This window comes from Sodalis sp. RH15 (genome assembly GCF_047324255.1).
Lineage (GTDB): Bacteria > Pseudomonadota > Gammaproteobacteria > Enterobacterales > Enterobacteriaceae > Acerihabitans > Acerihabitans ligni.
Genome location: NZ_CP178738.1, coordinates 2,328,894 through 2,341,097, shown reverse-complemented (window position 1 = coordinate 2,341,097; position 12,204 = coordinate 2,328,894). Strand labels below are relative to the sequence as shown.

The 12,204-nt window shown below is 55.5% G+C and carries 9 protein-coding genes; 4 read left to right on the top strand and 5 right to left on the bottom strand.

Annotation, left to right across the window (positions count from 1 at the left end):
* Positions 1 to 104 precede the first annotated feature (104 nt).
* Positions 105 to 983 (bottom strand): NAD(P)-dependent oxidoreductase, encoded by an 879-nt coding sequence (locus ACL2XO_RS10940; protein WP_413742680.1) that lies wholly within the window; start codon positions 981 to 983, stop codon positions 105 to 107.
* Between the two features lie 189 nt (positions 984 to 1,172).
* Here ACL2XO_RS10940 and srsR point away from each other — a divergent pair, with 189 nt between their 5' ends.
* Entirely contained in the window at positions 1,173 to 2,093 is a 921-nt protein-coding gene (gene srsR / locus ACL2XO_RS10935; RefSeq protein ID WP_413723915.1) for a LysR family transcriptional regulator SrsR, read from the top strand.
* Positions 2,094 to 2,235: 142 nt separating this feature from the next.
* On the opposite strand, the gene ACL2XO_RS10930 is transcribed toward srsR, so the two are convergent.
* From ACL2XO_RS10930 to scpA, 4 genes are read right to left on the bottom strand one after another with little or no spacing between them, the layout of a single operon-like run.
* A complete protein-coding gene (locus tag ACL2XO_RS10930) occupies positions 2,236 to 3,693 on the bottom strand; it encodes a succinate CoA transferase (RefSeq protein WP_413726912.1) in 1,458 nt (485 codons plus the stop codon).
* Positions 3,694 to 3,749: 56 nt separating this feature from the next.
* Positions 3,750 to 4,535, bottom strand: a complete 786-nt coding sequence (gene scpB / locus ACL2XO_RS10925) for a methylmalonyl-CoA decarboxylase (RefSeq protein ID WP_132922371.1) — start codon at positions 4,533 to 4,535, stop codon at positions 3,750 to 3,752.
* Positions 4,536 to 4,546: 11 nt separating this feature from the next.
* On the bottom strand, positions 4,547 to 5,542 hold the full coding sequence (gene meaB, locus ACL2XO_RS10920; RefSeq protein ID WP_132922372.1) for a methylmalonyl Co-A mutase-associated GTPase MeaB: 996 nt from the start codon (positions 5,540 to 5,542) through the stop codon (positions 4,547 to 4,549).
* Entirely contained in the window at positions 5,535 to 7,679 is a 2,145-nt protein-coding gene (scpA, locus tag ACL2XO_RS10915) for a methylmalonyl-CoA mutase (protein WP_132922373.1), read from the bottom strand. The genes meaB and scpA overlap by 8 nt, the downstream gene beginning before the upstream one ends.
* A gap of 594 nt (positions 7,680 to 8,273) precedes the next feature.
* Between scpA and ACL2XO_RS10910 the strand changes: the two genes are divergently transcribed.
* The 3 genes from ACL2XO_RS10910 (at position 8,274) to ACL2XO_RS10900 (ending at position 12,100) form a co-directional block, all read left to right on the top strand.
* Positions 8,274 to 8,834 carry a flavin reductase family protein gene (locus tag ACL2XO_RS10910; protein ID WP_203522056.1) on the top strand — a complete coding sequence of 187 codons (561 nt, stop codon included), beginning with the start codon at positions 8,274 to 8,276 and terminating at the stop codon, positions 8,832 to 8,834.
* Between the two features lie 116 nt (positions 8,835 to 8,950).
* On the top strand, positions 8,951 to 9,904 hold the full coding sequence (locus tag ACL2XO_RS10905) for a CHAD domain-containing protein (RefSeq protein WP_132922375.1): 954 nt from the start codon (positions 8,951 to 8,953) through the stop codon (positions 9,902 to 9,904).
* Positions 9,905 to 9,952: 48 nt separating this feature from the next.
* A complete protein-coding gene (locus tag ACL2XO_RS10900) occupies positions 9,953 to 12,100 on the top strand; it encodes an ATP-dependent helicase (protein WP_413742679.1) in 2,148 nt (715 codons plus the stop codon).
* Positions 12,101 to 12,204 lie beyond the last annotated feature (104 nt).

The following is a 12,204-nucleotide window of genomic DNA, read 5'->3' as shown; positions in this document are numbered from 1 at the left end:
CTTGGCATGGTAGGCCCGCCATCACCGGCCGTGCAACGAACCTGTTGAAGGGCGACCGTGACAATGTGGTCGAAGCGGGCATGGTTTTCCCACTCGGCGGGGGCCTATCTACCGCTGCTCAGATACCGATACACCACCGCCAGATCCTGCTCGCCCAAGCCGGCGTCCACGGCGTTCTGCCAGAACTCCTTGATAACGCTCAGCCCCGGCAGATCCTCGGAACCCGCCGCGTCTAATGCCAGGTTCGCATCCTTCAGCGCCAGCGACAGCTGCATCTGCGGCGTATAATCGCCGGACTTGATCATCTCCAGCTTATTCTTCACATAAGGCGCGGCCAGGGGACCGCCCTCCAGGGCTGCCCAAAAATCGTCCGGCGTAAAGCCCAGGGTTTTGGCTAAAAACAGACTTTCCGTCATTCCCTGCACCATAGAGATAAGCCAGGCATTCACCACCAGCTTCATACGGGAACCGGCACCGGCGCCGCCCAGCCATTTTGTGCCCTTGGCGATGGCGCCGAATACCGGCTCTACGGCGGCGGCCCGTGCGCGATCGCCGCTGGCCAGCACGGTAATCTGGGCATTTTCCGCCGGGGCCTTGGTGCCGGACACCGGCGCATCCACAAAGACTACGTCAGCGCGCGCCTTGGCGATGGTTTTATCCAGCTTCTCAGTGGAGGTAATGCCGATCGTGCCCATCTGCACCACAACCGCCCCCGGCTTAAGATGCTCAACAATGCCTTTATCGCCGATAATCACCTCTTCCGTGGCGGCGGCATTGGTCAGCATCGAGATAACCACATCGGCGTCCCGTACCGCTTCCCGGGGCGTATTGCACAACGTCAACCCCGCCGCCGCGAGATCGTCTCCCTTGTGGGGAGAACGGTTCCAGCCCCGCACGGTGAACCCTTTTTTCAACAGATTGGCCGCAAAGGCATGGCCCATTGCGCCTAATCCAAGCACGGCAACTACTGGAAGATTGTTCATTAATGTCACCCTTATTTACTGTACTGTTTGCTTATGGGATTAGCAGAGTGTGATGAAATTCTCTTTCCACGGAAAGGTAATTTGATAATTCTAACGTTGGCGGCAGGCTCTGTCGCTCTCTTCCTATGGGTTTTGTTTGGCAATCCGGCCGTTATCGATGGATGCGTGGCTGTAAGCGGGTAGCAATAAATGGGCATTTTTGTATCAAAGAAGTTAATTAATTTTATCGTGCTGGCTCAAACCAATAATATCGCCAAAGCCGCCGAAAAATTGCATATGACCGCCTCGCCGTTTGGCAAAAGCATCGCCGCGCTGGAAGAAATGGTGGGATATGAACTTTTTTCACGTACTGATAACAGCATCAGCCTGAATAAAGCCGGGCAGGAACTGTATCAGATGCTCTATCCCATTTATCAGCGGCTGGCCAGCATTGATACGGATATTATGCTGGCGGTAAACCACCACCAGAAAAACTGCGTTATCGGCATTGATACCGCTTATCCCACCATGATTTTTGATCAGCTCATCAGCCTGGGGGATAAATTTGACGGTTTCACCACCAAACCCTTTGATTTTAACGAAAGCGATCTGGTGTCCGGCTTGCTGGACCACGACGTGGATATGATCATTTCACCCCAGCAGGCATCAACCCGCATTGCGGAGATCGCCAGTATGCTTATCACCCCGCTGGAGCCCATCCGGCTGGGCTTTCTGGCGTCGCGTATCCATGACAATGTCCAGGCCAGCGTGCTGCTGCATACCCTGCCCTGGCTGCAAATGCGTTTTCAGCATCGGGCGAATTTCGAATCGCTTATCGACTCCCACTTCCGCCACGCCGGCATTACGCCCACCATTATCTACCGGCCCTACAGTTTCCTGGCGAAAATCAGCGCCGTCAGCCGGGGACAATTTATTACGGTGGTGCCGCACTTCGCTTATCGGTTCGTCAATCCCGCCAGCCTGAAATATTTCGACGCTCCCAACCAACCCATGTATATGCCGGAGTACCTCTATTCGCTGAAAAGCTGCAAAATGATTGAAAAGCTGGTGGAGGCGGTGCAGGACGATCGTAACGGCACCAACCTAGCCGCGTCGGCCCCGGCTCTCTAACAGCCCGGTGCGTATTCAAACCGACGCGGCGGCCATGATGGCAGCAGGTTCCACACAATGTTAACCTACTAGCAAGCCAGGAGGCCGGGCGCCGCGTGGCGCCCCAGGCCCCCGATCACGAATGGTGAATGCGGGAACGTCTTTACGACAGCATGGTCCCATGTTCAATCAGGCTCATATGCATATCAAAAGCATGGGCCAAATCATGATGAATATGCCCGGTCTTGCCCAGGCTGAGATAATGATTAAGGCAATCGCGGTACATGGGATGCGCGCAATTGGCGATAATGGTTTGCGCCCGCTGTATTGGGGACAGCCCGCGTAAATCGGCGACGCCGTTTTCCGTGATGATGACCTTAACGCTGTGTTCGCTGTGATCCACATGGGAACACATCGGCACAATAGTGGAAATTTTACCGCCCTTGGCAATGGACGGAGCGATAAAGATGGACAAATAGGCATTGCGCTCAAAATCGCCGCTGCCGCCGATACCGTTCATAAGATTCACCCCGGCCACATGGGTGGAGTTGGCATGGCCGTAAATATCGAACTCCAGGCCCACGTTCAGCGCAATGACACCCAGGCGGCGGATGATTTCCGGGTTGTTGGAAATTTCCTGCGGCCGCAGGACAATCCGTTCGTTGAAGAAATCCATGTTCTTATAGATATGCTGCAGAACATCCGGCGGCACGGTCAGGCTGGAGGCGCTGGCGCCGATGATCCGGCCCTGCTCCATCAGGTCTATTACCGACGATTGCAGCACTTCGGAATACATCATAAAAGGTGGAATATCCGGATTTTCTCCCAGGGCCTTCAGCACCGCGTTATTGATATTGCCTACCCCGCTTTGCAGCGGTAAAAAACCCTCGGGAATACGCTGCGCATGGAGTTCCTTGAGCAAAAAACCCTCGACGTTACGGGCAATCTGCCGGCAGAGGGGGTTCTCGTCGCCGAACTCCTTAATCTGATCCGCCAGATGGGTATGCACCACCGCGACGATCTTTTTCGGGTCGATTTGCACATAGTTTTCCCCGGCCCGGTCGAGGGTATGGAAAATCGGCACCATACTGCGCAGCGGCGGCGCGCCCAGGGAAACGATATCAATCATTTCCTTGATACGCGGCGAATGATAGCTGTTCAATTCGATGATCACCTGCCGCGCCTTTTGCAGAAAGACCGGCGCATTGCCGATGCCGCTGGTAAGATAGACGCGGCCCTCTTTAGTCACCTCCGAGGCTTCGATAACCGCCACATCTATCGGGCCGAAAAAGCCGTAATTCACCATTTGCGCCACTTCGCTGAGGTGCAGGTCAACGAAGTTGATTTCTCCTTGATTGATCTTATCCCGCAGCGCCGACGCGGTCTGATACGGCGCGCGCCATTCAACGGCCTCGGCCTCCGCCAGCTGATTATCCGCCAGCGCGCCGATGGACGCGCCGGTCAGCAGTTTTATCTTGAAGGGTATCGCCTGTTCATGGAGCGCCATCGCCCGCCGGGCCAAGGCTTCCGGCAGCGCTTTTGGCGCGCCGGCCGGGGTGAACCCGCTGAAGGCCACCATATTCCCATGCAAAATCAACTGCGCCGCTTCATCGGCGGTCATCACTGCGAAGTCCTGATCCATCGTCAATACTCCATGATCCAGTTAACAAAAAATGATTAATGGCCGAGGAAGTTCGCCTTGCGTTTTTCGATAAACGCCGCCATGCCTTCCTGGTAATCCTGGCTGTCATATACCACGCGCCGCAGTCCCTGAATGCGTTCGAACTCATCGGAATTCAGGGTGTGCGCCTCGCCGAGCACCCGCAGTTCTTCTTTTATCACCGCCACCGCCAGCGGCGCTTTTTCGGCAATGGTATTCGCCATCTTCATGGTGAACTCTTCCAAATCCTGCGGGTCGACGATGTGATTGAGAATGCCCACCGCCAGGCCGCGCTGGGCGGAGATGGGCGAGGCGGTGAATATCATCTCTTTGACGATATGGAATCCGGCGTCGCGGATCAGGTTGTGGATACCCACCAGGTTATAAGGCACGCCGAGATTCACCGGCGTCATGGAGAAGGTGGACTGATTGCTGGCGATAATGATATCGGAGCTCATGATAAGCTCGAACGCACCGCCCCAGACGCTGCCTTCCACCATGGAAATGATCGGCTTGGGAAATTTCTGGATGGCGCGGGTAATCTGGCGCAGCGGGTCGTCATACGCCAGCGGATCGCGGCGGGTTTTCGGCAGCTCATGGATATCATGGCCGGCGGAAAAGACCTTGGTGCCTTTTTGGGCGCGCAAAATCACGCAGCGGATATCAATATTATTTAGATCTTCCAATGCCTGAAGAATATCCTTAATAAAAACCGCGCTCAGGGCATTTAATTTTTTTCCATAATTGAATTCAATTATACCGACGCGGTTTTCTATCAATACTTTTACATAGTCGTAAGCCATCGTTGTCACCCTCAGTCAGAAATTTTTTCGCAAATATAATTAACGACGCTATTCACCGCGGCTCGCGGCGATAAGCAGTGATTTTCCACCTGTTGCAAAGCCTGCTGATAACGGTCCTGAATATCACCGCGGGCAAACAGGGCTTGCAGCGTATTTTCTTCAATCTGCTTATGCATCGATTCCAGATATTGCCGTTTACGCAGCGCATCGAGCTGATTATCCAGCGCCATTTGCCGGTAAAAATCCTCTATACAGCGCCAGATATCGTCAATACCCTGCTGTTGCAGCGCGCTGCAGGTTAATACCGGTGGTGACCATGCCGGATATTTCCGTCGCATAATATGCAGCGCCGCCTGATACATTTGTCGAGTCATCATGACCTGGGGGTGATTATCGCCGTCGTCTTTATTGATAACGATAATATCGGCCATTTCCATAATGCCTTTTTTAATGCCCTGCAGTTCGTCGCCGGCCCCGGCCAGCTGCAGCGACAGGAAACAGTCCACCAGGTGGGCGATATCCACTTCCGACTGGCCCACCCCTACCGTCTCCACAATGACCACGTCATAGCCCGCCGCCTCGCATAGCAGCATCAGCTCCCGGGTACGGCGGCTGGTGCCTCCCAAGTAGCCGCCGGTGGGCACCGGGCGGATAAAGGCGTTTTGCGCCCGGGACAGCATCAGCATGCGGGTTTTATCCCCCAGGATGCTGCCGCCGCTCAAGGGGCTGCTGGGATCGATGGCAATCACCGCCACCTTCATATCACAGGTCAGCAGATAGCCGCCCAGGGCTTCCAGAAACGTACTCTTGCCCGCCCCCGGCACGCCGGTGATCCCCACCCGTTTTGCCCGGCCGGTATGGGGCATGATCCGGTCCAACAGGTCGGAGGCCAATCCCTGATGCGCGGGGAAGGTGCTTTCCACCAGGGTCATCGCCTGGGCCAGCGCTACCCGATCCCCCGCCAGCAACCGTTCAACGGCGCCATCGAGTCGGTCAGCGTTAATCATGGTAATCACTTATTTTGCTTAATACGTCGCGCACGCTGGTAAGCATGGGCGTACCCGGTCCATAAATCGCCACCACGCCGCGTTCGTACAGATAGTCATAATCCTGCGGCGGTATCACGCCCCCCGCCACGACCTTGATATCCTCGCGTCCGTAGCGGCCCAAGGCTTCAACCAGCGCCGGGATCAGGGTCTTGTGACCGGCGGCCAGGGAGGAGGCGCCGATGACGTGCACGTCGTTTTCCACCGCCAGCTTGGCGATCTCCTCCGGCGTGGAGAACATCGGGCTCAGGTCCACATCAAAGCCCAGGTCCGAATAGGCGCTGGCAATGACCTTGGCGCCGCGATCGTGGCCGTCCTGCCCCATCTTGGCCACCAGGATGCGCGGACGCCGGCCGTGTTCGGCCAGGAAGCGATCGGTAGCGGTCTTGATCTCTTCGAATTCCGCGGTGCCTTCGGCACTCTGATGATAGCTGTTGGAGATAACGCCGGTGACGCAATTGGTCTGTACCAGGTAGCGACCAAACGCCTCTTCAATGGCATCAGAGATTTCCCCAAGCGTAGCCCGCAGGCGAGCGGCATGGATTGCGGCTTCCAGTAAATTGGTGCCTTTCATGGCGGCATGGGTGAGTTGGCCCAAAGCATCGGCCACCGCGGCGTTGTCGCGGGCGGCGCGGATTTGCCGCAGGCGTTCCACCTGTTCCTGGCGCACTTTGACGTTATCGATTTCCAGTACAGCGGTGGCGTCTTCCTTCGCCAGCTTGTATTTATTCACGCCGACAATGACGCGTTTGCCCTGGTCAATCAGCGACTGCTGGCGCGCCGAGGCCTCTTCGATCATGCGTTTGGGCAGACCCGCCTCAATGGCCTTGGCCATGCCGCCCACTTCCTTGATCTGCTGGATAATGTCCCGCGCCGCTTTCACCACCTGATCCGTCAGGTTTTCCACATAATAGGAGCCGGCCAGCGGATCGACGGTACGGCAAATCGCCGATTCCTCCTGCAGGACAATCTGGGTATTACGGGCAATACGGGCGGAGAAATCGGTGGGCAGGCCCAGGGCTTCGTCAAAGGCGTTGGTATGCAGCGACTGGGTGCCGCCGAGGACGGCCGCCATTGCCTCGACGGTGGTGCGGATCACGTTGTTATAGGGATCCTGCTCCGTCAGGCTCCAACCGGAGGTCTGGCAATGGGTGCGCAGCGCTTGGGATTTCGGGTTGGTGGAACCGAAACTTTTCACCGCCTCGCTCCATAAATACCGGGCGGCCCGCAGCATGGCGACGTTCATGAACAAATCCATGCCGATACCGAAGAAAAATGACAGACGCGGGGCAAAATCATCAATATCCAGACCGGCGGCCAGCGCCGCCTGGATATATTCAATACCGTCGGCGATGGTGAAAGCCACCTGCTGAACGCAGTTGGCCCCCGCTTCACCCATATGATAACCGCTGATACTGATGGTATTGAACTTCGGCATATTCGCCGAACAATAGGCGATGATATCGGAAATAATCCGCATCGACGGTTTCGGCGGATAGATATAGGTATTACGGCACAGATACTCTTTCAGAATATCATTCTGGATAGTGCCGGTTAACAGTTCGGGCTTAACCCCCTGCTCTTCCGCGGCGACAATATAAAACGCCATAATGGGAATAACCGCGCCGTTCATGGTCATGGAAACAGACATTTTCTCCAGCGGGATCTGATCGAACAGTATCTTCATGTCCTCCACGCTGTCGATGGCCACGCCGGCTTTACCCACGTCCCCCGATACCCGTTCATTATCGGAGTCATAACCCCGGTGCGTGGGCAAATCAAACGCCACCGACAGCCCCTTCTGCCCGGCCGCCAGGTTGCGGCGATAGAAGGCGTTGGACTCGGTGGCGGTGGAGAAGCCGGCGTATTGGCGTATGGTCCAGGGCTGGGCGGCATACATGGTGGCCCGCGGACCGCGGACGAAGGGCGCGATGCCCGGCAATGAACCGGTCACTTCCAAATCGGCAAGGTCAGCCTCCGTGTAGAGGGGCTTGATGCTGATCTCTTCCGCGGTAAGGGTATGCAGGTCATCAACGCTTTTCCCTAACCGGGACAATTCCTTATTGGCAAGTTTTTCCCATGCCTCTAGCTGAGCCATTATTGAACTCCTGATGGAATATGATAAATTTTATTTCATTCCTGTCCACGTTCCGCGCGCGCAGTGTCCCTTACCGATATAAACCGAAATCGGTACCGGCCGGTAAAAGATATTTTGGCGACTAATCACCTTTATTCATGAAAATGAAAAATTATTTCATTAATTATGATCCGCGTAATATTGAATGAAATACCTGGTATTATAAATATCACTTTCCCGGTGGGTTTTCCGCCTCAAAAAATGAACGCTGAGCAATCATTATTTGCCGCATGGCGCAGGTCACTGGAGGAACCCCGACGTAGAGGGCTAAGCCTTTTTTAAAATGTGATCGGGATCTAATTAAATGGCGATTAAAAAGCAAAAACCATTCAGCAAAATAACTTATTTTCAGTTTCGTGATGGAATTCACGCTTATTTTTTTATTTTTTGTGTCTGGGAATCCCGTACCGGTTTCTTGTCATTCCCTTGTACCTTTCCCGCCGATTGCGTAAGGCGGCGCCTTGGGATGCCAAGGTTATTTAGCGCTTTGGATCACAATCACGGTAAACCTGCTAGGGTCATAGTAGGCAGATGACATCCGCAGGAGGAGAGCTTATGACCGCATTTCCCGCTAAAAAAGACCTTCCGGTGAACCTGGCGCGCCGCTATCTGGAACCCGGCCCCATTGTGCTGGTATCCTCATTCTGGCAGGGCAAGACCAATATCATGACCTTGGGCTGGCATACGGTACTTGAATTCACCCCTTCCCTCATCGGCTGCTTGATCTCCAGCGGTAATCACAGTTTCGCCATGATACGCGACAGCGGAGAATGCGTGATCAATCTTCCCACCACCGCCATAACCGATACCGTGGTGGGCATCGGTAATACCAGCGGCGCCGATATCGATAAATTCAGCCATTTCGGCCTGACCGCCGCACCTGCACAGCAGGTAAAGGCGCCGCTTATCCGCGAATGCCATGCCAATTTTGAGTGCCGCCTCTACGACGACGTGCTGATTGAGCGCTATAATTTTTTTATCTTCGAGATTGTCAAAGCCCATGCGGCCCCATCGCCCAAACACCCCGAAACGCTGCATTATACCGGTGACGGGGTGTTTATGGTGTCGGGCAAGATCATCAGCCGGCGGCAACAGTTTCGGCCTGAAATGCTGTAAAGGTGCGCCTGTCCGGTGGGATAATGACCGGACAGCAAGGAATTTGCCCTATCTGTCGGTATCATCCGCCCCGGACATAGGGTGCGGCCAATCAGTTAAACTGCCGGAAAAAAACGATGGAAAATCTGTCAACGTCCGATCCTGTTCGGTCATTACCCGCTGCCGAGGCGGTAAAAGCGGCGCCTTTGCAGCTTAAAAAAGCCATGACGGTGGGACACGTATTCCAGCTGATTGCCGCCAATTGCCTGGCGCAAATACTGGCCAACGCCGCCGGCGTGCGGCGGCAGGATGGGGAAAGCGTTCATCAGATGCGGGTGGGATTACGCCGGCTGCGCTCGGCCATCGGCCTGTTCAAAGCGGTGCTGCTACCCAACGAGCCGTTAAAAGAGGAACTGGATTGGCTGACCCGGCAACTGGGCATGGCCCGTGACTGGGATATCCTCGCCGGTCCCGTGTTAAGCGCCCTGACCGACGAGTTGGATGAACCGCTGCCCATAGAATATGTGCGACAGGCGGCCTCCCGCCAGGCGAAAAAAAATGACAAAAGCGCCGCCGCCGCCGTCAGTTCGCCACGCTACGAACGGCTGGTGTTATCGCTGACCCAGTGGATCAACCAGCGCGGCTGGCGCGACAAAACCTCCGCCTCGCAACAAAAGCGGCTGAAAAGCCGCATATCGCCGTTTGCCGACGAGATGCTCAAGCACTATCGCCGCCGGCTGAAAAAGCACGGCAAAAAACTCGCCGGGGCAGCGCCGACCGAGCGTCATAAAGTGCGCATCGCCGCCAAAAAAACCCGCTACAGCGCGGAGTTTTTTCAATCCCTGTATGGAGATAAAACCATGGCGCCGTTTGTCACGGCGCTGACGGGGTTGCAGGATACGCTGGGACGGCTTAACGATGCCGCCACCGCGGGGGGATTATTGCGGCAATTGCAGGAAAGCCATCCGCCGCTGGCGGAGACCATCAGCTATCTGCGCGGCTATCTGGCGGCCGGAGCTAAGGGCGAGGACCACAATATCCAGCGCTGCTGGCAGGCGTTTAAACCGCTGAAAACCCCGGTGCAGGCCTGAGGCGGCGAGCCTTCGGCAGGGAAACGGGTTTTATTATAGAAAGGGGTAATGTTTTTGACTCACCTGCCGAACGACATCAATACCGAACAACGGGCAGCCATCACCACCACCGAGGGCGCGGTTAGGGTTATCGCCGGCGCGGGCACCGGAAAAACCCGTACTCTTATCGAACGCTATTGCTATTTGGTGTCCACCCTGGGCATCGCGCCGAAGAATATCCTGTGCGTCACTTTCACCAATCGGGCCGCCAACGAGATGAAGCGCCGGGTGCGCGCCGTCCTGGGGGATCGCGATCTCGGCTATATCTGCACTTTCCACGCTTTTTGCGTGCAGTTGTTGAAAGAAGACATCCATGTTCTGAATTATCCCCGCAATTTCACGATCCTGGATATGGAGGACCTCAAGCAAATACTGCAGAAAATCTTTACCGATATGGGGCTGACGCTGCGGGATACCACAATCAAGCGAACCCTGGACGAGGTGCTGGAAGCCAAAAAGCTCCATGCCACTAGTTATATCGACGATATTTACCAGTTGGACAACGAACAGCTGAAGGCACGCTATTCCGACGCCCGCGACCGTGATGAAGAGATTTTCCTGCGTTATCTGTATGAACAGAAAAAATGCTTCGGCGTGGACTTTAACGACCTGATTAACTTCGCCACCTGGATTTTGGAGCACTTCCCCGACGTGCGCCAAAAATGGCAGGATCGCATGCAATACGTTATGGTGGATGAGTTTCAGGACGTCAGTAAACGGCAGTATAAACTGGCGCAGCTGCTGTCAGGCAAACACGGCAACCTGTTTATCGTCGGCGATCCCGATCAGACCATCTACTCCTGGCGCGGTTCGCACCTGCGGCTGTTTCTGGATTTCAATCAGGTCTATCCGGCCGCGGTTACCGTGGCGCTGACCACCAATTACCGTTCCACACCGGAAATCCTCACCGCCGCCAATACGCTGATTGAAAAGAATCAGGTCCGCTTCCCTAAATCCCTGCATGCGGTGAAGGCCAGCGGTCCCAGGGCGCGTTATTTCCATGCCAAAAGCGATAAAGATGAAGCGGACTGGGTGGTGGCACAGATACAGACATTGCGCGCCGCCGGGGTTGCCGCCGGCAGCATCGGCGTGCTCTACCGCGCCCATTATCTTACCCGTATGCTGGAAGAGCGGTTTGTGGAAAACAAGCTGCCTTATAAAATCTTCAGCGGCATCGCCTTTTATGAGCGCCGGGAAATCAAGGATATCATCTGCTATCTGCGCATGGTCACCGCCGGTGACGACCTGGCGTTTTTGCGTACTGTCAACGTGCCGCCGCGTAAAATCGGCAAAAAGAAGCTTGAGGCGCTGACACTGTATGGGGAACAACATCGCCTGACCCTCTACCAGTCCCTGCGGGAAAACCTCGATACCGACATGCTCAAAGGCACCCGGGCCAAGAGCTACGTTGCGGCCATCGACGCTCTTCGGCAACACCGCCAGACACTGGCCATGGATACCGCCCTGCAAACCCTGCTGGATCAAAGCGGTTATGAAGCCTATCTGCGGCTGCAGGGGGATCAGGATAGGCTTGATAACGTGGCGGAGCTCAAACGCGCGGTGCAGCGCGCCGCCTTGGATGAAGACGCCACCTTGGAAGATTTCCTGGCGCAAATCGCGCTGTTCAGCAATCTCGACAGCGAAGAGAAACCCGATACGGTAAAGCTGATGACCATCCACAGCGCCAAAGGCATGGAATACCCTTATGTATTTATCTGCGGCCTGAACGAGGGGGTTTTCCCCAGCCGGCGCATAAGCTCGCTGGAGGAAATGGAGGAGGAGCGCCGCCTGGCCTATGTGGCGATGACCCGGGCCATGGACCGGCTGTACCTGAGCGATGCGGAAGGGGTCGCCAATGATAATCTGGTGAAGTATCCCTCAAGGTTTATCTTTGACGCCGGCGAGGAGAATATCGAGTATGTCGTTCCCCTCGAAGAGGGTTTAAAAACCGGGCTGCTGCGGGCTATTACCGCCGGGGATGAACAGCTCGGGAACATGGCGGCGCGCTATGATGTCAGCGATCGGGTGGATCATCCGGTGTTCGGCGGCGGGGTCATTATCAGCGTACATGAACGGGATGCCTATTATGCGGTCAAGTTCGATGCGCTGCCTACCGAGCGCAATATCCAGTTCAGCGCATTGCATAAAGGTGAGTGAACTGATCCCAGACTGCTGACAACCGTCCTCGGAGTTAAAAAGGCGGGACTGGCTGCCAGAAGAGTAAACCGTCCGGGCACTTTGCCAACAAGCCCAGCAAGCTT

Coding starts and splice junctions, on each gene's coding strand:
- ACL2XO_RS10940 (WP_413742680.1), bottom strand. CDS start 983: ATGAACAATCTTCCAGTAGTTGCCGTGCTTGGATTAGGCGCAATGGGC.
- srsR (WP_413723915.1), top strand. CDS start 1,173: ATGGGCATTTTTGTATCAAAGAAGTTAATTAATTTTATCGTGCTGGCT.
- ACL2XO_RS10930 (WP_413726912.1), bottom strand. CDS start 3,693: ATGACCGCCGATGAAGCGGCGCAGTTGATTTTGCATGGGAATATGGTG.
- scpB (WP_132922371.1), bottom strand. CDS start 4,535: ATGGCTTACGACTATGTAAAAGTATTGATAGAAAACCGCGTCGGTATA.
- meaB (WP_132922372.1), bottom strand. CDS start 5,542: ATGATTAACGCTGACCGACTCGATGGCGCCGTTGAACGGTTGCTGGCG.
- scpA (WP_132922373.1), bottom strand. CDS start 7,679: ATGGCTCAGCTAGAGGCATGGGAAAAACTTGCCAATAAGGAATTGTCC.
- ACL2XO_RS10910 (WP_203522056.1), top strand. CDS start 8,274: ATGACCGCATTTCCCGCTAAAAAAGACCTTCCGGTGAACCTGGCGCGC.
- ACL2XO_RS10905 (WP_132922375.1), top strand. CDS start 8,951: ATGGAAAATCTGTCAACGTCCGATCCTGTTCGGTCATTACCCGCTGCC.
- ACL2XO_RS10900 (WP_413742679.1), top strand. CDS start 9,953: ATGTTTTTGACTCACCTGCCGAACGACATCAATACCGAACAACGGGCA.